The sequence below is a fragment of the Pedobacter sp. D749 genome, assembly GCF_019317285.1.
Lineage (GTDB): Bacteria > Bacteroidota > Bacteroidia > Sphingobacteriales > Sphingobacteriaceae > Pedobacter.
Map to the genome: position 1 here is coordinate 3,841,257 of NZ_CP079218.1, position 24,705 is coordinate 3,865,961.

Annotated in this window: 13 protein-coding genes and 1 riboswitch; of the genes, 6 read left to right on the plus strand and 7 right to left on the minus strand. The window is 38.8% G+C overall.

Translation table 11 applies throughout. The features are described from left to right. Positions 1-193: 193 nt before the first annotated feature. Positions 194-736 carry a peptide-methionine (S)-S-oxide reductase MsrA gene (gene msrA / locus KYH19_RS15460; protein WP_219075770.1) on the plus strand — a complete coding sequence of 181 codons (543 nt, stop codon included), beginning with the start codon at positions 194-196 and terminating at the stop codon, positions 734-736. On the opposite strand, the gene KYH19_RS15465 is transcribed toward msrA, so the two are convergent. From KYH19_RS15465 to KYH19_RS15485, 5 genes are all read right to left on the minus strand, one after another. After that, positions 737-1,825: an acyl-CoA dehydrogenase family protein gene (locus KYH19_RS15465; protein ID WP_219075771.1), complete on the minus strand. Its 1,089-nt coding sequence runs from the start codon at positions 1,823-1,825 to the stop codon at positions 737-739. An 18-nt stretch (positions 1,826-1,843) separates the two neighbouring features. Next, complete coding sequence (gene pnuC / locus KYH19_RS15470; protein ID WP_219075772.1) at positions 1,844-2,506, minus strand: nicotinamide riboside transporter PnuC; 663 nt, start codon at positions 2,504-2,506, stop codon at positions 1,844-1,846. A 62-nt stretch (positions 2,507-2,568) separates the two neighbouring features. Further along, positions 2,569-2,640, minus strand: a riboswitch (TPP riboswitch). Positions 2,641-2,861: 221 nt separating this feature from the next. Next, positions 2,862-5,759, minus strand: a complete 2,898-nt coding sequence (locus KYH19_RS15475; protein WP_219075773.1) for a DNA gyrase/topoisomerase IV subunit A — start codon at positions 5,757-5,759, stop codon at positions 2,862-2,864. Between the two features lie 555 nt (positions 5,760-6,314). Continuing rightward, entirely contained in the window at positions 6,315-8,000 is a 1,686-nt protein-coding gene (locus KYH19_RS15480; protein ID WP_219075774.1) for a PNGase F N-terminal domain-containing protein, read from the minus strand. A gap of 210 nt (positions 8,001-8,210) precedes the next feature. Continuing rightward, positions 8,211-8,699 (minus strand): cytidine deaminase, encoded by a 489-nt coding sequence (locus KYH19_RS15485; RefSeq protein WP_219075775.1) that lies wholly within the window; start codon positions 8,697-8,699, stop codon positions 8,211-8,213. A 148-nt stretch (positions 8,700-8,847) separates the two neighbouring features. Between KYH19_RS15485 and KYH19_RS15490 the strand changes: the two genes are divergently transcribed. Genes KYH19_RS15490 through KYH19_RS15500 form a run of 3 tightly spaced genes read left to right on the plus strand, consistent with a single transcriptional unit; the run spans position 8,848 to position 17,168 of the window. Beyond that, entirely contained in the window at positions 8,848-13,839 is a 4,992-nt protein-coding gene (locus tag KYH19_RS15490; RefSeq protein ID WP_219075776.1) for a translocation/assembly module TamB domain-containing protein, read from the plus strand. Continuing rightward, positions 13,823-16,138, plus strand: a complete 2,316-nt coding sequence (locus tag KYH19_RS15495; protein WP_219075777.1) for a BamA/TamA family outer membrane protein — start codon at positions 13,823-13,825, stop codon at positions 16,136-16,138. Before KYH19_RS15490 ends, KYH19_RS15495 begins: the two co-directional genes overlap by 17 nt. A 7-nt stretch (positions 16,139-16,145) precedes the next feature. Continuing rightward, positions 16,146-17,168 carry a YihY/virulence factor BrkB family protein gene (locus KYH19_RS15500; RefSeq protein ID WP_219075778.1) on the plus strand — a complete coding sequence of 341 codons (1,023 nt, stop codon included), beginning with the start codon at positions 16,146-16,148 and terminating at the stop codon, positions 17,166-17,168. Between the two features lie 188 nt (positions 17,169-17,356). Here KYH19_RS15500 and KYH19_RS15505 read toward each other — a convergent pair whose 3' ends face one another. After that, positions 17,357-19,228, minus strand: coding sequence for a DNA topoisomerase IV subunit B (locus tag KYH19_RS15505; RefSeq protein ID WP_121283744.1), 1,872 nt, complete (start codon positions 19,226-19,228; stop codon positions 17,357-17,359). A 422-nt stretch (positions 19,229-19,650) separates the two neighbouring features. Between KYH19_RS15505 and KYH19_RS15510 the strand changes: the two genes are divergently transcribed. After that, positions 19,651-20,988 carry an APC family permease gene (locus tag KYH19_RS15510; RefSeq protein WP_219075779.1) on the plus strand — a complete coding sequence of 446 codons (1,338 nt, stop codon included), beginning with the start codon at positions 19,651-19,653 and terminating at the stop codon, positions 20,986-20,988. Between the two features lie 187 nt (positions 20,989-21,175). Next, entirely contained in the window at positions 21,176-22,510 is a 1,335-nt protein-coding gene (locus KYH19_RS15515; RefSeq protein WP_219075780.1) for an MFS transporter, read from the plus strand. A 476-nt stretch (positions 22,511-22,986) separates the two neighbouring features. Here the strand turns inward: KYH19_RS15515 and KYH19_RS15520 are convergent, their stop codons facing one another. Further along, entirely contained in the window at positions 22,987-24,699 is a 1,713-nt protein-coding gene (locus tag KYH19_RS15520) for a RagB/SusD family nutrient uptake outer membrane protein (protein ID WP_219075781.1), read from the minus strand. Positions 24,700-24,705: the final 6 nt, after the last annotated feature.

Below are 24,705 nucleotides of genomic sequence, written 5' to 3' on the forward strand. Positions count from 1 at the left end.
GCGACTTTCAAAAATTAGGGGAATATTAAATGTCTTTGCGTATATTTAAGAGAAGATTATTAGGTTTCATACAAAACATGTCCTCCTTAAAACACCCAGGAATAATTTAATCTTTAACTATACTGTAATATCAAAAAAATGTCTTTTTTTTGATTGATCTAAAAATTGGAACAGATTTTATATAATGTAGAATATGCAAATAGCAACATTTGGCGGAGGCTGTTTTTGGTGCACCGAAGCCGTTTTTCAGACATTGAATGGGGTAAGCCAGGTTACATCAGGCTACATGGGAGGAGATTTAAAGCATCCTACTTATATGGAAATTTGTAATGGCAATACCGGACACGCAGAAGTAATTCAAATTACGTTTGACGAGAACGTAATTTCGTTTAGTGAGTTGTTATTGGTATTCTTTAAAACCCACAATCCAACAACCCAAAATAGACAGGGTAATGATGTGGGTACGCAATACAGATCGGTAGTGTTTTACAAAAATGAAGATCAGAGAAAACTGACGGAGAAAATGATCGAAGATTTAACCAAACAGCAAATTTTCGACAAGCCCATTACAACAGAAGTTTGTCCTGTAGCCGAATTTTATGAGGCTGAAGACTACCATCAGAACTATTTTAGCAACAACCAGGGAAAACCTTATTGCGCATTTGTAATACAACCAAAACTGAATAAGTTTGCTACTGATTTTAGAGATAAAATTAAAACAGAGCTTTTGGAATAATTAAATTTCAAAAGTAAGTAAAGCATGCTGGCTTGCCGTATGAATATCTCTCCAAACCCTGTTAATTTCTGATTCCTTCTTTGCAGCCTCTAGGCCACAGTATGGAAATAAAGTAGCTGCCGATTTCCAACAGGCATGGGCCAATTTACGGCTTATTGAACTTACCTCGCTTAATTTGTCATCAGCAATTTCTCCATTACTCATTAACTGATTCCAGGACGCATCAAAAGTATGATAGAATTTTGCACGAAGGCTTAACACTTCTTCTTTGCAGCGGTTAAGTTCATGATTAAAAAACAAAATTTGTGCTTCGCTATATCTACCTAACCCGGAACGGGAGTAAAATGATTGCTCTACCAGCTTAATAAAATGATTGGTCATTCCTAAACTATTTACCGTTAACGTGGTTTCTGCGAGTTGCAAAAAGGGATAGTCAAAGCCAGAATCGGCCACTTCAATTTGCTGGTTAATTTTAAAGGCACGATTTTCTTCAACCTTTAAATCGCAAACTTCAAAAGCATGGCTCCCTGTGGCTATTAAACCAAAGTAAGACCAACCAGGTAAAATATTTACTTCCTCTTTTTTAAGGATGAATGACTTAATTTCCGGTTCTCCGTTTTCATCCAAAATGTCATCCCCATTTTCGTTTTTAATTGTACAGTTAGCAGTAAATATAGTAGCATGTAATGCACCACTGGCATAACTCCATTTTCCATTGAGCAGATAACCAGTTTGCGTTTTAATGGCCACACCACCAACAGCACCACTTCCGGCAAAACAAACTTCGGGATTAGCAAAAATCTCTGCAGCCAATTCGGGATTTAAAAACCCTGCAAACCAGCCTGCACCGGCACAAAGTGTAATGGTCCAGCCTAAACTTCCGTCGGCTTCTGCTAATTCTTCTTCCAGTCTTAAAATTTCAGGGAGTTTTTTGTTTGATCCTCCATAAATTTCAGGCACAAAAAGTTTAAACCAATTTTCCTGATAAGCCAGTTCTAAAATTTCGGGATGAAGTTTACCCATTTTTTCAGAAAGTGCGGCATAAGCTTTTACTTTTTCCTGCCAGGTAGTTGCTAATGTTTCACTCATGTTTTTTTTGTGTAGAATCTAATTAAGCCAACTTGAGCTTGTTTTTTTAATGATTTTGTTCCAGTCAAAAAATCCAAATATAGCTACGACGAACAAAAACGTAGTTAAACAGGCCATAAGCGGAAGCTTTTTATGAAATAGCAACGGAATGGCCACAATATTCGAAATATTCAGGAATATCCAGTTTTCTATTTTGCGTTTGGCCAACAGCCACATGCCTGCCCAGGCAGTAGCAGAAACAAAGGCATCTGCGATTGGAACATCTGATTTGGTAAAGAAAATATCTATTTTAGCAATTACAAAATGTTCAGGCAAATTGATTAGAGCGGTGTAGAAAATTCCGAATCCTATTACAGAAATTAAAACAGCTATAAGTAATTCTTTTCTTGTTGACCATAGAACCTCCATATGGTGATGATTTTCCTGATTTTTCCAAATTAGCCAACCATACACGCTCATTACCAAATAATAAACATTAAGTACAATTTCTGCATATAAATTCGCTTTGTATAATAAGCTCATCACCAATAATATAGAAATGATCCCGGTTGGATAAAGCCAGATATTATTTTTCCTCGCCAATAAAACTTCAGATACGCCAAAACCAACAGCCAGCCATTCGATTAATGAGGTGTGTAAAATCTGCTCCTGAAAAAGCTTAAACCAATCTTGAAAATTCATTTACAATAATTTGCTTTGCAGCCGGTAAAAAACAATTAGCTACTGTTTTCAGGGCGAAACAGTTTTGTAAATTTAACCTCTTCCTACGGCGGCATTACCCGCATCAGGTTCATTAGAAGGTGTAAGGTTTGAGGTATAGGGCGTAAGGTTAAACCCTATACCTTAAACCTCTTGGCTTAAACCTCTAAATGGGTATAATCTCAGCAAATTGATGGCAACAGAAATTGCAACATCAAAAAGCACCCCTTTGAGCATGGCAAATATAGCTTTAAAAATGAAATGTTTTGGTTGAAATACGAAGAGTTGTCAACTTTCTTGCCACCAGGCCTTTAAAGTTGACAACTCTCAAGTCTATTTAAAACAAGCCCAACTGTCCCTTATCGTCAATATCAATATCATCCGGATTGGTAATTTCGAAATCTATCTTTTTAGCAGGTTTTTCTTCAACCTCAGGTTTCTCTTCGGTTTTAACCTCTTCCTTTTTAACAGGTTCGGCTGCTGGCTTTGTTTTTTCTACTACTGGCTTTTCTACTGCAACAGGTTTTTCTTTTACCTCTGGCTTATGCGCTTTAACTACAGGTGTTTCTGCACGTTCAAATTTAGGTTTTGGCTGCGTTGCAACAGCTTCATCCGTAATTGTAGCATCATTGGCTTCAGTATCAGTTGCCGCTTCTTCATTACTAACCGCCTCATTAGCCGTTATGCCATCATCCTCATTTTCCTCAACACTGGTTTCTTCAGTTTCTTCAACAACCACTTCAGGTTCTTCTAATACCACTTTCTGTACATCATGTGGAGATAACCGATTACCATTTGCTTTTAATCCTTTAACATCAATCAATTCAGCTAAGGTTAAATCCAACGTTTCCGGAATCTGGGTTTTGCCCTTTAAAACATCAACAATAATTTTCGCTGCCGGATTTGAAGTAAGGTACAGCAACTTCGATTTCTGCTCCTCGCTTATAAAAATGGTTTTCCTTCCGTTAGCTTGCAGTTCGAATGCAAAACGTTTGATATAATAGTTCTGCGCTTTGCCTTCAAAATGAACAGCGGCAAAAATCTGTTCAGGATCGAACTTCTGAATCAGGATTAATCCGTCATCAAAGTGATTGCTCAGTTCGAAAGAACTTAACTCGTAGTAACCATCTTTATGTACCTGCAAAATACGGTCATCGCCATCAAATTCACCCAGGTATTTTCCACGGCCATCAACATTTAAGCGTTTTAATAAATCATCGTACCAGATTTTAAGACCCGATAAGGTAGAAACGCCTTTACTCTTCAGAATGATTTTTTTAACCGGGTATTTTGAAATAATATTTCCCTGCGATCCACGTCCTTTAATGGCCACTTCTGCAAAATCCTGATCGAACTGAAGTTTACGCAATTTAGAATGCGGTTTCAAGGCAACATTCACAATTTCCGCCTCACCATTCGGGTTGGCAGTAAAATATAAAACCTTTGAGCCTTTCGATCCTTTGGTTAAATCGTATTCCTTATCGCGTGTTACCCCAACTACGGCAAACCTTTTAATATACGACGTACCGCTGGCACCATCCTTATAAACCATATTGTAAATGGTACGCTCGTCGTTTTTCTTAAACACCTGGGCATGAATAATGCCTTTACCTACAAAGGTCTTATCAGCCACCTTAGTGATGATACATTTACCATCTTCGCGGAAAACAATTACCTCGTCTATATCCGAACAATCAGCCACAAATTCATCCTTACGCAAACCAGAACCGATAAATCCGTCCTCACGGTTCATGTACAGTTTCACGTTCGCTAATGCAACTTTCGATGCTTCTACCCGATCGAATAAACGGATTTCGGTTTTACGCTCCCTTCCTTTTCCATATTTACTCAATAATTTCTGGTACCAGGCAATTGCATAATCGGTAAGATGTTTTAAATGGTTTTTAACGACTTTAATCTCATCTTCCAGGTTTTTCATCTGCTCATCGGCCTTTTTCACATCAAAACGGGTGATGCTACTCATTGGCTTATCAATCAGTTTCTTAAAATCCTCAGGTAATATTTCGCGGTAAAGCGATGGTTTAAACGGATCGAATAAAATATGTAATACCTCAACTACGGTATCAAAATTGGATGAGTTTTCATATTCAGGATTTTTGTACATCCCCTCCTGAATAAATATTTTAAGTAACGAACTAAAGAAAATTTTCTCCTGCAACTCGTGCAAGCGAATCTCCAGCTCTCTCTTTAATAAATATTTAGTGTGTTTAGTATTTTCAATCAGGATATCGTTCACACTCAAAAAGAGCGGCTTATCACCCTGGATAATACATGTATTTGGCGAAATCGACACCTCACAGGCCGTAAAGGCATACAATGCATCAATGGTTACATCAGGCGAAATACCCGGTGCCAGGTGCACTACAATTTCTACATTGGCCGCCGTGTTATCCTCAATCTTTTTAATCTTGATTTTGCCTTTATCATTGGCAGATAAAATACTATCGATAACAGAACCCGTTGTGGTGCTGAACGGAACTTCGGTAATCACCAAAGTCTTTTTATCCTTCTCCGTTATTTTCGCACGAACGCGGATTTTACCTCCACGCTGCCCTTCATTATAATTCGAGAAATCGGCCATTCCGCCCGTAAAAAAATCGGGCAATATATTAGGGCGCACCCCTTTAAGCGCTTCTATCGAGGCATCCAGTAATTCGATAAAATTGTGCGGCATTACCTTGGTAGCCAAACCCACGGCAATACCCTCAGCCCCTTGTGCCAATAACAAAGGGAATTTTACCGGTAAAGTGATCGGTTCGTTGTTACGCCCATCATAACTTAACTGCCATTCGGTAGTATCTGGGTTAAACACCACATCGTTGGCAAATTTTGATAAACGTGCCTCAATATAACGGGGTGCAGCAGCACTATCGCCAGTAACCGGATCGCCCCAGTTACCCTGCATATCAATTAATAAATCCTTTTGACCAATCTGTACCATTGCATCGCCAATAGATGCATCACCATGCGGGTGATATTTCATGGTATTACCGATTACGTTGGCTGCTTTGTTGAAACGCCCGTCATCCATCTCTTTCAAAGAGTGCATAATGCGTCGTTGAACGGGCTTTAAACCATCGTTAATGTGTGGAACTGCCCTGTCGAGAATTACATAAGACGCATAATCGAGAAACCAGTTTTCGTATAAACCGTTGATTGGGGTTATGGTATGTTTGTGCTCTTCGTTTACGTTTTGATCTAATTCTTCACTCATTTATTTACAAAAATTGGCAGCCGTAAATATAATAAAAATGATTACACAGAGTGAAGAGAGGTTATTCACATTTTGAGATCTAAAAAGTCGTCATCTCGACTGAAACGAAGTGGAACGGAGAGATCTATCCAGATAGATTTCTCAACTGCGTTGTACTCCACTCGAAATGACGATCGCTGGGTACCCATCTCTAGAAAATAATATTATCCTATCGGCTGGTGTCTCACCTCCAGAAATCTAAATTTGTTTATGTTGATTTGGAAAGCAGGTTCCGTAAGTTTTGTTAAGCGTTACTCTGGCTTTCCGGTACGATCTTTTTTGTCCTCATGCCCCACTGCTCATGGCCGCAAAAAAGGATCTCCTCTTCAATCCGGTTTAGAAAGATAGTTTTGTGCTGCTATTTAGGGCTGCAGGATGCATAAGATAAAACCAAGCGCTTAGGAACGAGCAACAAAAAATCTGTTCATTTGAGCTTATATTAACTTAAATGCCTTACATGGTAAAAAGAGGCAAGAAAAAGATCCTTCACTGCGTTCAGGATGACAAATCATTTGGTTATTCCACCCCCAACAACACGCCCGAAACATTCCATGCACTTGAGCTGCCGCCTTCTGGTTTACCCATCGGGATGGTTACTTTTATGGTATGTGGTCCGGCCTTTAAATCTCCTAAACTAATCCACTCCGGATTGGTAACTGTGCCTGGGCACCAGTTAGAACGGCTTAAATCCGACGAGGAAAGACCAGTTTCAAAATTTCCGGATGCAGGATTCGATAAGCGGTAAGAACCGCAATCCTGCCGCCATGGTGTAAAAGCGAAGGTTTCTTTCTCATCCAGCCAGATGGTATTTTTCCGTGGCACAAACTCATCGCCATTACCCCAGCCACCATGGCCTGTTGTAATGTAACGCAGTTTAGCATTTTTTAGGTCTTTGGTTAAGGTAAAAGAAACTTCCAATCCTTTATCGCTGCTAAACATGGTTGCATATTCTTGTCCGGCCATTTCCATTACATTAGTCGAGTTAAATAAAGGCAAAATCACTTCTTTGGCTTCTTTTGCACTTCCACCATTATGCAGTGTTATATTTAAAGAAACTTTATGTCCACCTTTATCATAGTTACCAATAAAAACAGCTATCCAAACTTCTTTTCCATTTACCAGCGGAAACAATTCTGAAACATCCTGTCTGTAATAAACTTTATCCGCCCAATTTTTATCCTTCAATTTTAAAGTATTGTATTTACCAACACCAAAAGGAGTAAAAAAGCGCATTAATTCTATAACCGGATTATAATTTGCTGTGGCAACAACGCCCTGGTATTTCTTCCCGTTGCCATTATCATAAACAGGCAGGTCTTTAACAGAATTTTTAAGTGCATCCATTAAACTGATCTGTTTATCAGTCGGGATAATAAATACCGATCCTGTTCTATCGTAAGCATCGCCGTTAGATTGCTCGGTTAAATCGACAAAAACATTAGGATTGGACTGGTATTCGGGAAATTTAACTTTCCTGGCAATCACAGTTCCTCCTGCAAATCGGAATACAGAATCGTTCGATTGTGGTTTATCTATAAAATTAATCGTTTCATTATTAAAAACACTTAGCGTGGTAAACCGGCTTTTCCAAAGCAAATCTTTATACGTTAATCCATCTGTTAGCTTAGCGCTTATTTTTTGGAGATCGACCGGTTTCGAATTTTTAACTTCCCCGATTTTTACAGCAGTTATAAAGCTATTGCCATTGCGCACCTGCTCTAAAACCAAACCAAGGTTCTGGCCTAAATTGGTTGGCGCAGCTTTTATTCCGGCATCAGTTGTATACCATAAGTCTATCCGATTAGAGTTAACAACTGTAGTTGCCTTTTTGCAGGTATAACCCAAAATCACTTTGGTTTCGTTACCCAACTCAAAAGCCTGCTTACCAATTGCAAGGCTATCAGCAGTCGCAATTTGTTTATCTGTATCTAAATCGGCAACCTGAAACAAAATTTGCGCAGGTTTAGTAACAATACTCTGTTCGTAAGGATACTTTGCCTTATGATCGAGAATACCAGCATTACTAATTAAATTCTGGCTTGCTGAAGCCAATACCACAGTTGGATTACGGTCTTCTTTTGGCTTCCCATCAGTCGAACGGAAATAAACTATTTTATAAACCATATTATTTTTAAGTACAGCCTGCGCATTGGCACCAAAAGAAATAAAAGCAGAGAAAATAAGGATGTAGAGTTGTTTCATTATGCTTAAAAAACCAAATATAAGGATAAAGCCGGAGGCCCGAGATCGGGAGTTTGAAGGAATAATTACATTCTGATAGACAAGTCGTCATTGCGAGAAGGAACGACGAAGCAATCTTACAACTATGGGTTATAGCGAGTGCATTAAGATTGCTTCGGCGGCTGAAAAAGCCTTCTCGCAATGACGATCTGCCGAGAGATACCTCCCCGCCTATCGCTCCAACCGATCCTCTACAAATGAAAAAGGCAGTAAACTCTTTACACTCGGTACTTTTAAAACCTCTCCGTTTAAGCAATAAAAAATCACCTCGATTGGTGCATTTTGCTTACGTTCAAACTCTGCCATCACCTGCAAACAGCCTCCACAAGAGGTAACAGGTTTTAAAATCTCAAAATGATCAGTCTGGGCAGTAATAGCCATGCTTTCAATCACTGCATTTGGGTAGGTGGCGCCAATGGTAAAAAGAGCTACACGTTCTGCACAAAGCCCAGATGGATAAGCTAAATTTTCCTGGTTGCTGCCTAGAACGGTTTCGCCTGAGGCCAGGCGGATTGCTGTACCCACCCTAAATTTAGAATAGGGAGAATAAGAAGTATTTAAAGCCTTTTCTGAAAGTTCGCAAAGGGTTCTATCTGCCAATGTTAATTCTGTAATACTTTCGTATTGTTCAAAAGATATATTTAAATTTAATGAATTCATTTGTAACTAATTAGTAAACCGCCAATATTAAATTTTTATAGCGGGCGAACAATTTAAGTTATTTTTTGTATTATTTAGTAAAACAGGCCTTAAAATTAATTTTAATGGCGTGCTTTTAGCATTTATCAAACACCAAACACACTTAGCATTGAATAAATACGTACGCAAAAGTCTAAAAATTCTATTGTGGGTAATTGCTTCCATCATCATTCTGGTAGTTGGTGTAGCGCTATCCTTAAATATTCCAGCTGTCCAAAATTTTGTTAAAGGCAAAGCCATAAATTACCTGAAAAACAAGACTAAAACAGAGGTAAGTTTAGAAAGCATTAAAATCGCATTGCCAAAAGATGTAGTTTTAAACAAATTTTACATCGAAGACCGTAAAGGTGATACTTTATTATATGCCGAAAAACTAGCGGTTGATATCAGTTTATTTAAGCTATTAAAAAATACAGTCGAGATCAATAATATTGAACTAAAAAATGTACGCGCCAATGTAAAGCGCATCACTCCCGACACCACCTTTAACTTTTCTTTCCTGGTGGATGCTTTTGCAAGCGATCAGAAAAAGCCAGAAGAGAAAGTAAAAAAAGATACCACTTCTACCCTAAAATTCTCTGTTGATAAAGTTTCTTTTGAAGATATTGGCATCAACTACCGCGATGATGTTGCAGGTAATGATGTGAAATTATATTTAGGTGCCTTTAAAACAAAAATCAAAGATTTCGATCTGGCCAACCAGCATTATGTAATTAAAGAGTTAAGCCTGGTGAATACTTCGCTTCGTTATTTACAGCAAAAGCCTCTTGTCAAATTGGTTCAGCATATTACCAACAGTGTGGATAGTGCAGAGAAAAAACAAGGTAAATTGCCATTAATCGAGGTACAGAACTTCGTTTTTAACAATGTAAAGGTAAACTACGACGACCAGATCTCGACCACCAAAGCCATTGCTACCGTAAACGACCTTGGCCTGGCAAACCTGAAAGTAGATTTAACTAATAGTAAATATTCAGTTGATGATGCACATTTAAACAAATCGAATATTCTTTTTGCATTTAAACCAGCGCCGAGCAACGATTTAAAGAAAGTTAAAGATACTGTAGCGCCCCAAAAATCGGCTTTAGGCCTCATTATCAAAAACATCAGTTTAGCCGATAACGATGTACAGTTTGATAATCTGGGTGCAAAACCTGCTCCTAAAGGAATGGATTTTAACCACCTGAAAATTAACCAGCTAAACTTAGGTGCCAGCAATGTAAGTTATAGCGCCGCAGGTATAAAAGCAAATGTTAAAAACGGATCACTAAAGGAAAAAAGCGGCTTTGTTCTGGATGAATTACGTGGCGACGCGGTGTATAACGACAAACAGATTAAACTGAGCAATTTCATCCTGAAAACACCAAATACCTCTATTGAAAATGCAACTGAGTTAAATTTCACCTCAATGGAGGATTTAACCAAACATCCTGAACGTGTAAAACTAAATATCGCCCTTAAAAACACCACCATTGGTTTAAAAGATGCCGGATACTTCAGCACTGCCATACCAGCCAATTATAGAAACGAAAAAATAAAAATCAATGCGGATGTTAACGGCTATTTAAACAACCTGAATATCCCAAAACTGCAGATCAGCGGCTTAAAAAATACCCAGGTTGATATCAGCGGAAATGCCAAAGGCTTGCCCGATATTAAAAAAACCTTTCTCGATTTAAACATTAAAAAACTTCATGTTACCAAAGGTGATATTTTGGTTGCTGTACCTAAAAAATCAATTCCTCCTTCAATTGAACTGCCTAATGTAATCGATGCAAAAGGTAATTTTAAAGGCTCAATGACTGATTTCAATACCAACCTGAACATCAACACCGATATGGGTGGTGCAGTGATAGTTGCAGGCATGAATGGCCCTAAAGGCAAAGAAAGTTACAAGGCAGATATCAGTTTAAACAACTTCAACGTAGGCAGGCTGTTAAAAATGCAGCCAAAACTTGGCCGTGTTTCGGTTAAGGCCAATGTAGCAGGTACCGGCCTAGATCCCAAAAAAATCAATGCAAAGTTTAATGCCAAGGTGTTAAGTGCTTATTATAATAAATATACCTACCGGAATTTAACCCTTGCCGGCAATTATAGCAACCAGAACATCAGCATTAAAAGCAGCATGCCCGATAGCAATGCCAACTTTAATTTAGCCGCTAAAGTAAATATGGCGGGGAAATATCCAGCAGTAAAAGCCGATTTAAATTTAAAGCAGGTAAACCTTCAGGCACTAAACTTTAGTCCGACGGTTTTAAGTGCCGCAGGAGTGGTTAAAGTAAATCTGACTACTGCCGACGCCGATTATTTGAACGGATCTGTTGATGTTACGGGTTTACAACTGGTGAAAGATAAACAAAGAATTAATGTGGATACGATTTCGATCCGTGCAAAATCTACCGCAACAGAAAACGAACTTACACTGAAATCTGAAATACTCTCAGCAAAAATCGACGGAAAATACCAATTGACCAAAGTAGGTAGTGCAATCATTAACGAAATCAATAAATATTATGCTTTTGGAACCGTTACAAAGGTTCCGGATCAGCGTTTGCGTTTTTTTGTTCAGGTTTATGATTCTAAACTATTAAAGAGTTTTGTGCCTGAATTAACGGCTTTTAAACAATCGCAGTTTTACGGATTGATTGACACACAAAAAGACAGCCTACAGATTAAAGGTAATTTCCCACAGGTAGTTTATGGAGATTTCAAAGTAGATACCACGGTTTTAAACATCAATAACGAGAATAATAAACTGGCCTATAGTTTAACGGTTAAAAGCCTTCAAAGCCCGTCTGTAGCACTATTTAATACAGAAGTTAGTGGTGAGGCTTTAAATAATAACTTAGGCGTTAATATTTTCCTTCGCGACAGGCAACTTAAAGACAAATATGTAATCGGCGGTACTTTCCAATCGATTAATAAGGATTTTAAATTTGCTTTAGATCCTCAAAAGTTATTGCTTGATTATCAAAAATGGGTGGTTTCGCAAGATAATTACATTCAATTTGGTGCATCAGGCATATTGGTTAACCAGTTCCAGATCAGCAACAGCGGTCAGTCGCTTTCCATTAACAGCAGCCCTACGCAACCAAATGCACCTCTAACCGTAGAATTTAAAGATTTCCAATTGGAAACCTTAACCAAGTTTGCTGAAACCGATACCACTTTGGTTGGTGGCCGTTTAAACGGAACCGCAAATGTTAAAGATTTGGCCGGTACACCAAAATTTGAAGCGAATTTAACCATCGACCAGTTGCGCTATCAGAAAGATCAGTTGGGTACTTTACGTTTAGCGGTAAACAACGATACCAAAAATGCCTTCGAGGTAAATATGGCCTTAACTGGCATACATGAACTGAGGGTAAATGGATTTTATTATACTGCACCTCAAAGCGCCTTAGATCTTACCGTCAACATCGATAAGATTGAAATGAAAAATATTGAAAGTTTATCTGCAGGTCAGCTTAAAAATGGTACAGGTACCTTAACCGGCGCCCTTACTGTTAAAGGAGCCTTAACTGCACCGAAAATATTAGGCGATTTAACTTTCAATAATGCAGGGATCAGAGTAGCTTATGTAAACTCTTATTTCCGTTTGCCGAATGAAAAAATATCATTTACCAATGAAGGCATCAGTTTTAACAATTTTACACTGATCGATTCTCTAAATCAAAAAGCAACTATCAACGGAAAAGTTTATACTACCGATTTTAAAAATTATCGATTCGGTTTAGATATCCGGATGAACAATTTCAGGGCAATCAATTCTACCGCCGCCGATAATGATATGATTTATGGAACGGTATTTTTAACCAGCAATATCAAGGTTCGCGGAGACTTGAATCAGCCGGATGTAAACATGAATATCAACGTGAATAAGGGCACAAAATTCTTTTTCGCTTTGCCTTCAAGTGATCCGGCAATTATTGACCAGGAGGGTATAGTACAGTTTATTGATGCCGATGCACCGCCGTTTAACGGACAAAAAGCTTTAAAGGTTGATAGCATCAGTAAATCTCCTATTAAAGGTTTAAACCTTGTAGCAGCTGTAAAAGTAGATCCGGAAGCAGAACTTAATGTGGTTGTAGATGCATCTACCGGTGATAATTTAAAAGTTAGGGGCGACGCAGACTTAAATGTAACGATGGATCCAAGCGGAAAAATAAGCATGACTGGCCGCTACGACATTGTTGACGGTTCGTATAACTTAACACTGGCCGTTGTAAAAAAAGAATTTAAACTGGTTAAAGGCAGCAGCATCGTCTGGACAGGCGAACCTACTTCTGCAACTGCAAACATTACTGCACTATACGAAGTTAACGCTGCTCCTATCGACCTCTTAAATCAGCCAGATCTTTACGAGGCGAGAACAAAATTACCTTTCCAGGTTTATTTGATGATAAAAGGCGAATTATTAAAGCCAACTATTTCATTTAAACTCGACTTGCCAGAAAATGAGCGAGGTGCTTTAAATGGCCAGGTTTATACCAAATTAATTAATGTAAACCGTGATGAAAGTGAATTGAACAAACAGGTTCTTGCTTTACTTGCCTTAAACAGGTTTATTGCGAATAATCCTTTTCAAAGTCTGGCAGGCGGCGGTGGTGGTGTTTCTACCCTTGCACGTTCGAGCGTAAGCAAACTATTAACCGAGCAATTGAATAATTTAACCTCCGATTTAATTCAGGGTGTTGATCTTAACTTCGGCGTAAATTCATCTGAAGATTATTCAACCGGTTCGATGCAGCAAAAAACAGATCTGGAGGTTGGCCTATCTAAAAAACTGCTAAACGATAGATTAACCGTTAGCGTAGGAAGCTCTTTTGCTTTAGAAGGGCCTCAGGCACCAGGAGAAAAATCGACTAATATTGCCGGAAACGTAAACGTAGAATATGCACTCTCTGCTGATGGACGGTACCGTTTAAGGGCTTACCGCCGAAATCAGAACGATATGATTGTACAGGGACAGATTGTTGAAACAGGCCTGGGCTTTACCCTGGTTGTAGATTACAATAAGTTTAGAGAGATTTTTCAAAAGAAAAGAATAAGAAGAATAAGAAACATTGAACAGAAAGCACAAGATGAGAAAACTAATTAGACCGCTTTTATTTATACTGGCCTGTTTAGTTTGGGCGGCTTGCAGCAGTACCAAATCGTTAAAACCAGGACAGATTTTGTATACCGGTGCTGAAGTAAAAATTAATCCAGACTCATCGGGGAAAATTGACAATGAAAAACAGGTTAAAACCGATCTGGAAGCCAAAACAAGGCCACGTCCTAATAAGTCGTTTTTGGGTATAAAATTTAAACTGGGCATTTACAATCTTGCCGGCGAGCCCAAAAAGCCAAAAGGTTTTAGAAACTGGCTGCGCAGACAAGGGGAAGCGCCCGTACTATTAAACGAGGTAAAACTGAAATACAATAATGATGTACTCTCCAGTTATCTTATTAGTGAAGGCTATTTACAGGCAACCGTTACCGGCGATACCGTTGTAAAAGGAAAAAAAGGTAAGGCCATTTATACTGCCGTTACCGGCCAACGATATAAAATCAATAAGATTAATTTTCCTCCTGATACCGGGGCACTCACAAAAATCATCAACGCCAACAAAGATAAAACCTTGCTAAAAGTTGGCGATTATTACGATATCGATACTTACAAAAATGAACGGATCAGGATTGATAACGACTTAAAGGAAAGTGGTTATTTCTATTTCAGCCCCGATTATTTAATTATGCAGGTAGATAGTACTATAGGTAAAAACCTGGTTAATGTTTCGGTTAAGGTAAAAGACATTGCTCCCGATGCAGGATTAAAACCTTATACTATAAAAAACATTAACATCTACCCTAATTATTCGTTAAGGAGAGATAGTACATTAAGAAAACTGAAGCCGCTCCAGTATAACGATTTCAATATATACGATGACCGGAACACCTTTAAACCCAGGCTTTTTGACCGTTTGGTATTCTTTCAAAAAAACGAGCTTTATAACCGTAAAGACCATAACCAATCATTAAACCGAATGGTAAACGTAGGTGCTTTTCAGGATGTAAGAGCCGAATTTTTACCTGTTGATAGTTTCAAAAACAACCAGCTCGATTTGAATATCTATTTAACCCCTTTAAAGAAAAACTCACTTACCTTTTCGGTTGTAGGAACCAGTAAATCGAACAATTTCGTCGGTTCGGAGGTGAAAGTAACACAAACCACCAGAAACTTGTTTAGAAATGCAGAACAATTAGATGTGAGTGTTAGTGGTGGTTTTGAAACCCAAACCAAAGGTACTTCTTTAGGCAAAAACTCCTTATCATTAACTGCCGAAGGAAAACTAACCTTCCCCAGGTTTATTGTTCCCTTTTACAAACCGAATAGCACCAACGCTTTCATCCCGAAAACGATTACGTCGCTTTCTTATCAGATGCTTAACCGTGGTTCTGAATATACTTTACATGCAGTTAAGGGGCAATATGGTTACAACTTTAAAGAAAACTTGTACAAAGAGCATAATTTCAACCCGATATCAATCAGTTATGTTTCCACTTCTTTCCCTTCTGATAGTGTAGAAAGAAGAATATATGAGCAAAACCCACTCTTAAGAACCACATTAGAAAGTCAGTTCATTATTGGAAGTAACTATAATTTCACCTATACCAACCAGATGGAAGATAGCCGAAGAAATAATACCTATTTCTTTGGTGGTTTAGAAACCGGAGGTAATGTATGGGGCCTGTTTACTCCAAAGGATGAAAATGGCCAGCGATCTATCTTTAACAAACCGTTAACGCAGTTTATCAGGGCAGAAGCCGATTTAAGAGATTATTACAAAATTACCAGAAACTTAATCTGGGCAAACCGGTTAAACTTAGGTTATGGTTATGCTTATGGGAACTCTACCTCATTGCCGTTTGTCAGGCAGTTCTTTGCTGGTGGCAGTAATGACATCAGGGCTTTTCCAGCCAGGACTTTAGGCCCGGGAACTTTTAAGGTTAAAGATGATGCAATTTTTGCAGATCAGGGTGGTGATATTAAGTTGATGCTTAACTCAGAACTGCGATTTAAAATAGTGAGTGTACTTTATGGCGCTTTGTTTGTAGATGCGGGAAATGTCTGGTTAAGGAAAGAAGATCTTGGAGAACCTGGCAAACCTGAAACGGCAAGACTTGGATCTGGCTTTAAGCTGAAAAATACTTTTAACGAGCTGGCCGTGGGTACTGGTGCAGGATTACGTGTAGATGTAAGCATTTTTGTGATCCGCTTAGATGTAGCCTTCCCAATTCGTAAGCCGTATTTACCTGAAGGACAAAGATGGGTATTAGATGATATTGCCTTTGGAAACAAAGATTGGCGCAGACAGAATATAATTTATAACATTGGGATAGGATATCCGTTTTAATTTTTAGATGAAAGTAATCACCAAGATCAAAAACTTCTTTATTGCGCTTTACCATCTATTTATTGCGGCAGGAAAAGGCTTTGTAGAAGATAGGGTAACTAAATTAAGTGCTTCGCTTGCCTATTACACTATTTTTTCCCTTACACCGCTGATCATTATTCTCCTCTCTGCAGCCACCTTATTTTTGGGCGATAAAAAAAATGAAGAAACGCGGGGAAAATTCTTTGGACAGGTGACCGAATTGGTGGGGAAAGATGCGGCAGGCCAGATCCAGGGGTTTGTAGAACACGCCAATAAAACCGGGCAATCAACCTTTAGTTTAATTGTAGGTATTGTGGTACTGATTATTGGTTCGACGGCTATTTTTATCGAAATACAGGATAGCATCAATATGATCTGGAAAGTAAAGGCCGTACCCAAAAAGGGTTGGATAAAAATGCTTACCAACAGATTATTATCATTTTCATTAATCGTTTCGATGGGATTTTTATTGCTGGTATCGCTCGTGGTAAATAGCGTAGTAGTGGGTTTGGGTTCTAAATTGGCCAGTCTGCTTTCGCGGAGCAATATAAACGAAGTCATTCCGGTTGCTAATGACACCATGGCGCTGATTATTTATATTCTAAATAACGTAATCACACTGGCAGCAGTTACCGCTGTATTTGCCGTTATTTTTAAAGTATTACCTGATGTGATCATCCGCTGGAAATCGGCAATAATTGGAGCATTATTTACTGCTGTACTTTTCAGTTTAGGTAAATATCTGATCGGGATTTATATCGAAAAAGGTAATCCAGGTTCTGCTTTTGGAGCCGCGAGCTCCATCATTGTTATTTTATTGTGGATTTATTACACCTCTATCATTTTATATTTCGGAGCAGAATTTACCCAGGCTTATGCCGAAAAATATGATAACGGCATCTCCCCTAGTAAATATGCGGTATTTACAAAAATCACTATAGTAGAGAAAAAGGTAGATGTATTGCCACCGCAACATCCGGAAGATACGGTGAATGCCCCTAAAGAATAATTACCATTTTAGATCATAGCCGTCATCCTGAACTTGTTTCAGGATCTTACCAATGTGGTCGTCATACTGGGCACGCGGAAATTTAAGTCGAGAAAACAGTTATAACCAAGGAAGTCAAGCTTTAAAAGCTTGACTTCCTTTTTAGATAATGTAAACGTAGTTCGTGAAGACACGAACCACGGATATTGCTAAGCTACCTCTTCCGTAATCACTTTAGGTTCTTCGGTTACTTCGTCCTTCTCTACCCTTAGGTTACGGATAATGTGTTGTTGCCTGTCAGGTGTATTTTTACCCATGTAATATTCAAGCAAACTTTTAATTGTTTGATCTTTCAAAATAACAGGATCTAACCTGATATCTTTCCCGATAAACAAACCGAATTCATCTGGTGAAATCTCTCCCAAACCTTTAAATCGCGTAATTTCTGGTTTATTACCTAGTTTTTCGATGGCGTTTCTACGCTCTTCGTCACTATAACAATAAATGGTTTCCTTTTTATTCCGAACCCTGAAAAGCGGCGTTTGTAGAATATAAACATGACCAGCTTTTACCAGATCAGGGAAAAACTGAAGGAAGAAAGTCATCATCAACAAACGGATGTGCATGCCATCTACATCAGCATCAGTCGCAATTACAATATTGTTATAATGTAATCCTTCTAAACCATCTTCGATATTTAAAGCATGTTGTAGCAGGTTAAATTCTTCATTTTCATATACTACTTTTTTGGTAAGCTCATAACAGTTAAGCGGCTTACCCTTTAAGCTAAATACGGCCTGGCAATCAACATCGCGCGATTTTGTAATTGAACCCGATGCCGAATCTCCTTCAGTAATAAACAATGTAGTTTCATACCGTTTCTCATGCGTAGTATTAAAATGCACCTTGCAATCACGCAGTTTTTTATTGTGTAAGGATGCTTTTTTTGCCCTGTCGTTTGCCAGTTTCTTGATACCGGCAATATCTTTACGCTCGCGCTCCGACTGCATAATTCTTTTCAGTAACGCATCGGCAACGTCGGGGTTTTTGTGCAAATAATCATCAAGCTCTTTTTTAACAAAATCGTTAATAAAAGTAGCTACTGATGGGCCTTCTGGTCCCATGTTCTGCGAACCCAGTTTTGTTTTGGTCTGCGATTCGAAAACCGGCTCCTGTACACGCACAGAAATTGCCGCGATGATAGAAGAACGCACATCGGCCGCATCAAACTCTTTTTTGAAAAACTCCCGAACAGTTTTCACCACCGCAGCTCTAAATGCCGCCTGGTGGGTACCACCTTGCGTAGTGTGTTGTCCGTTTACAAATGAGTGGTAATCTTCGCCATATTGCTGACCGTGGGTCATGGCAATTTCGATATCTGGTCCAATCATATGAATAATCGGGTAGCGGATCTCTTCTGGCTTATTAAATTTAGAAAGCAAATCGTACAGACCTCTTTCTGAAAAATATTTCTGGTTGTTAAAATTTACAGTTAAACCAGTGTTCAAGAAAACATAGTTCCAAACCATGCTCTCTACAAAATCAGGAATGTAATGGTAGTTCCTGAAAATCGTTTCATCCGGATAAAAAGTAATGGCCGTACCATTACGTTGAGTAGTATCAATAATAGGTTGTTCAGTTACAATTTCTCCTTTTGAAAATTCTACCTTTTTCGTTTTCCCATCACGATAAGATTGTACGGTAAAACTGGTAGAAAGTGCATTAACCGCCTTGGTACCTACGCCATTTAAACCTACCGATTTTTGGAAGGCATTACTATCGTATTTACCGCCGGTATTAATTTTGCTTACACAATCGATTACCTTACCCAATGGAATACCGCGGCCGTAATCGCGCACATTAACCTTTTGCTCCGAAAGGGTAATTTCGATGGTTTTTCCGGTGCCCATTACAAACTCATCGATAGAGTTATCTACAATTTCTTTAAGCAAAACGTAAATACCGTCATCTTGAGCAGAACCATCGCCAAGTTTACCAATGTACATCCCCGGACGAAGCCTGATGTGCTCTTTCCAGTCTAATGAACGAATACTGTCGTCGTTATAAATTACTTCTGCCATATTATGTTTATCTGTTCTTCAATGAAAAACTTTGCATTTATTGGCCTGCAAAGCGATGAAGAATTTGTAGAAATAACCCTGACGATTGAAATAAAAATATTTTTAAATACGCTCTTCAGAATTATTATACAATAATAGATTTATTCTGTGAGGCTCGCAAAAGAAAATATCAACAAAAAGATGGAAGAGGTATTAGGTAAGATGACGATGGCTAGGTAGCAGAGCGATCGTTGATAGTTCATGGCTCATGGTCAATAGCCTAACGGCTAATGGTTCATGGTTTTTATAGGCAATTGTTGATAACCCCTTAAGCTATCAACCATGAACCAAAAGACCATAAGCCATAAACTCATCCTACCTCTTACATCTTCCATCTTTACATAATTTCCCTATCTTCATCCGATTATTCAAAATCCTATTTAATGCAACAAAAGAAGCAGCTTTCGCTATTTGACTTATCCATGATTGTGGTGAGTTTGGTTATTGGAATGGGCGTATTCCGTACACCTGTAAACGTAGCGGCGAAAGCGCAAATTCCAGAATTATTTTACCTGGCCTGGTTTATTGGTGGCTTCGTGGCTTTTTGCGGTGCATTAACCTATGCCGAAATTGGTTCCCGTTTCCCTGTAACAGGTGGATATTATAAAATATTTTCTGCAGCCTATCATCCCTCTATCGCTTTCGCAATTAATTGTATTGTGATTATTTCCAGCGCAGCATCTGTAGCGGCGATTTCAATTATTGGTGCAGAATATCTCAGTAAAATTATTTTGCCTCTTGATAAACAAACCGAAACCTATCGGGTCGCCATAGCCATATTTACTATTTTAACATTCTATTTCATTAACCTTTTAGGCTTAAAAGCAAGTTCCAAAACACAAAATGTATTAACGGTAATTAAAATCGGAATGATTTTAACGCTGATTTGCGCGGTATTTTTTGGTGGACAAACCGAAACGATAACTCCTGTTTTTAAAGCAGCAACAGGCACTTTACCAACCTGGTCTGATTATGGAAAAGCTTTGGGCTTATGCTTAATTGCCGTTTCTTTTTCTTATGCAGGTTATGCACAAACCATCAACTTTGGCGGCGAAATTAAAGAAGCCAAAAAAGTGATTCCACGTGCTATCATTATTGGCTTAAGCATTATTGTAATTCTTTACCTGGCCATCAACTATGTGTATGTAAAGGTGATTGGTTTTGAAGAATTAAAATCAGCAGAAAGTATAGCCGCGATATTGGCCTCAAAAATCTTTGGTCCGGCAGGATTTAACGCACTTTCTGTAATTATCTTTTTTTCTGTAATGGGTTATATAAATGTAAACCTGTTGAGTAACCCAAGGGCAATGTTTGCTATGGGCGAAGAAGGCGCCCTGCCAAAAATATTCAGCAGGATGAATAAAAAAACAGAAGTAATGACCATTAGCTTAACGGTTTTTACGTTAATTGCCGTAGTGATTATTTTCTTTGCGAAAACTTTCGACAAGATTTTAAACTATACCATTTTCTTAGAATGCATCAGTATGGCCAGTTCGGCAGCCACAATTTTCATCCTTCGAAAGAGAACAGCACATCTTGATAAAAAAACCATCTATACTGTTCCTTTATATCCTATATTGCCTATTATTTTTATTGCGGCTTATACTTTCGTGGCCTTTAGCATTTATGCCGACGATCCGAATGCAGCACTTAATGGTTTATATATTTTTGTTGGCTTTCTGGTAGTTTATTTTGTGAGCAGATGGTTTAACAAGAAATAGTTTCTTCATAGTTCAAACCTCGCAGGTTTTCGAAACCTGCGAGGTTTGACGAGGCCAACTAAAGCAATAAACTGATTGGAATGAACATCCCGATTTTTCATTGGGATAAAATGGAAAGCAAGACTGATCTAACCGATTAACTCAGCAACCTGCTTCCAAAAAATAAAAATTAATTATAAAAATTTTAATGAACAAAACACTCTCCTTAAAACAAGAAATTGCTTACGCCGCCGGTATGATTGGTTGGAGCACGATGACAAATATTATCATCGTAATGCTTCCCTTTTTCTATCTGCCCCCAAACAACGCTGGCTTACCTCCTTTGGTACCACAACTGGTTTTATTGGGCGCGTTTAATATTCTTTCTATTATTGCTGCTTCAGGAAGATTGGTCGATGCCCTTTACGATCCATTTATTGCCTCAAAAAGTGATGCCAGCACAAATAAAAACGGTCGCAGGATGCCTTTTATGAAATGGGCAATTATTCCGTCAATGATATTTTGTGGCCTGGTATTCTACCCGCTCCAGAAAACAGAAAGCCTGCACAATGCCTGGTGGTTAACCATCACACTTTGTTTGTTTTTTGTATCGGTTACCACTTATATAATCCCTTATAACGCGCTACTGGCTGAAGTAACCAACACGCCAAGACAAAAAGTTAAATTATCAAGTTATCAGCAGGTCGGTTTTGTAATCGGAATCATTTTATCGGCCTGCACCAATAATTTTGCCGATCTGGTTGAGGCTCATTTTCATGTAGCCAACCGCAGCGAAGCCATCCAGATTGCAATCTGGGGCCTGTGTATCTTATCTGGACTGGTAATGTTATTGCCTATTTTTTTTATTAACGAAAAAGAATTCACGGTTGCAAAACCCACCCATGTGCCTTTATGGCCTGCCATTAAGAGTACCTTCAAAAACAGCAATTTTAAATATTACCTGATATCTGATTTCGCTTTTTATACGGCATTGAGCATTATTTCTAGCGGTTTATTATTTTTCTGTACCGTTTTATTGGGCCTGCCAGAATCAGAAGGTGGAAAATTTATGGGTGCCATGGTTTTGGCTTCTCTGCTATTTTACCCGCTGGTTAATTTTGGTTCTGCTAAAATTGGCAAAAAACCTTTTGTATTGCTTGCCTTTGGCGTGTTGTGCTTAATCTTTGTCACCATTTTCTTTTTAGGCAAATTACCATTTGGTCCACATACACAGATTTACATCCTGGTACTATCCGCTTCGTTTCCATTAGCGGCACTTGGCATTTTACCGACAGCCATCTTAGCCGACATTGCCCAAAGAGATACATTAGAAACCGGAGAAAACCATGAGGGCATGTTCTTCGCAGTGAAATACCTTTTTGTAAAACTTGGTCAAACCTTAGGCATTGCCATTTTCGCCATGCTCACCATTTACGGCAAAGATCCGGGAAATGATTTCGGGTTACGATTGAACGGAATTGTAGGTTTCGGACTCTGTTTAATTGCGTTATTGTTTTTTAGCAGGTTTAAAGAGGAGAAATAATTTGGCATTGAGCGTTTTGAGTGGGAATCAGAACCATATAATAACTTAAGTTTCTTAATAAAAATGGTTGCTCTAATTTCCAGTTTTTTTTTTATGGAAAGCAATTTCTGTGGTGCTTCGGTTCCTTTAGCCCCGCCCTTTGCTTAATCCCGATAAAAAGAAACGTGTAAATTAAACCATTCTTAATCGGGATAACCGCTGGCGGTCGGGTTTATTTTACTACTGATAGTAGCAGTTTCATCCGCCTAAATCCATATCAACTCGATATGCTACAATTGCTTTCCAAAAAACAAGAAGATTACTTAATGTGCCGTCATCCCAACTAAAGTGCAATGAAATGCAGTGATTTGTTGTTTTTTGACCACACGAGAAACTCTAAAAACATCCAAACTTTGTATGTTCATAGCTAAAATACATGAGCAGAGCAATGTTGATGCTCATCGCTCCGCCAATGTATCTCATTTATAACCTAAATCCTAATATCCCGGGCTTTGTTTTAATGTGCCTTTACTTCTATCAATCTGATCCTGAGGTAAAGGAAAATAATCATCCCTGGCTTCAATGGTAATGCCTTTTAAGTAGTTAAAGTACCCACCTTCAAAAGCAAAATAACTCTCGAGGGTTTGTTTGGCTATGCCCCAACGCACAAGATCGAAAAACCGGTGGCCTTCCATTGCCAATTCCAATCTGCGTTCGAAACGTACCGCATTTCTGGCATAAGTATCATTTGGGAACGATACGTACTCACTAACCATGTAGGCTGCAGCCGGCACCCCATTTATAGATTGAGGTGTTATTTTTGCCGCTCGCGCCCTCACAATATTAACCAAAGTTAAGGCCCTGGCTAAATCGCCTTTTTCTACCGCGCATTCTGCTGCCATTAGATAAACATCACCTAAGCGGATGAGGTTCACATTTAGTCCGGTTACATTGGTAGTGCCAGGAGCGGTTCCGCTTGAGATCTGAGCCGCATCAATGGTATTCTTAACGGCTAAAAAAGGACCACCGTTACTGGCATCACGAATCCAGGTATCGCCCGGCATTAAACCCCAATCGCGATATGGAACACCGCGTCTTCCTATTGTCGATTCAATTCTCGGGTCTAACGGTAAGGTTTTATCAACAGTATAATTGGTTTTATCTGTTCCCGTTAATCCATAATCAGATTTATATGGATTAGTACGGTAACTGCCATCCAATAACGGTAAACCTGTAGCACTCACCTTAAATGAGTTCGCCAAATCTATAGTCGGCTGGAAGAAACCACAACAGTTAATCGGTGCATTACCATACGGAAAGTTTAGTATATCGCCCACATTGCCATTATCACCTCCGGTACCATCTGTTCCAACGGAATGCTGAACAGACATAATGGTTTCAGGTCCATCTTCTTTGGTAATGTCAAAGTTATCTGAATACGGCATATCAATCAGAGATGGTTTTGCCAAAATTACAGCATTCAACAAATCGTAGGCTTCAGGATATTTTTTTTGATACAAAAATACCTTTCCAAGATAAGCCTGAGCCGCATATTTATCTACCCTGCCTTTTTGATTTTTTGGTTTGGTTGTGCTTAAATTGGCAACAGCAAACTGAAGATCATCTACAATATTTGGGTAAATATCTTTATCATTCGGAACAAAAGTACCGCTTGTAGCCTCTGTAAGGTATGGTACAACTTTAAATATCCGGACCAGAAAGAAATAATAGTGTGCCCGAAGTAACCTGGCTTCACCCTGAATTTCTTTTGCACGGGCATCGCTAAATTTTGCGGTACCTTTTCCGGCCTGGAGATTGGCCAGAATTTTAAGGGTACTGTTACAACGTTGAATCCCTTCAAAACACCTGTCCCAGATATTCGATAAATTATCGTTTGTACTGGTTGGCGAATGCTGTTCTATCGCATTCATTGGTGGCTGATCGCCAATTTCACTCCCTTTATGTGCATTATCAGAAGCCACCTCGCCAAATAACCATTGGCTGGGTGCTGCGCCATAATTGCCATAGGTTCCGTTTACATTACCATTGAGTAAGCCATAGGCCCCTACCAGCAAACCTTCTACACCATCCTGCGTAGTCAACTGATCTTCAGTTAATTCGCCTTGTGGTTGAAGCGTTAAAAACTCCTTTTTGCAGGAAAACGTACTGCAAATCAATAAGGATAGAAGAATATATTTGATATGTTTCATTTTGAT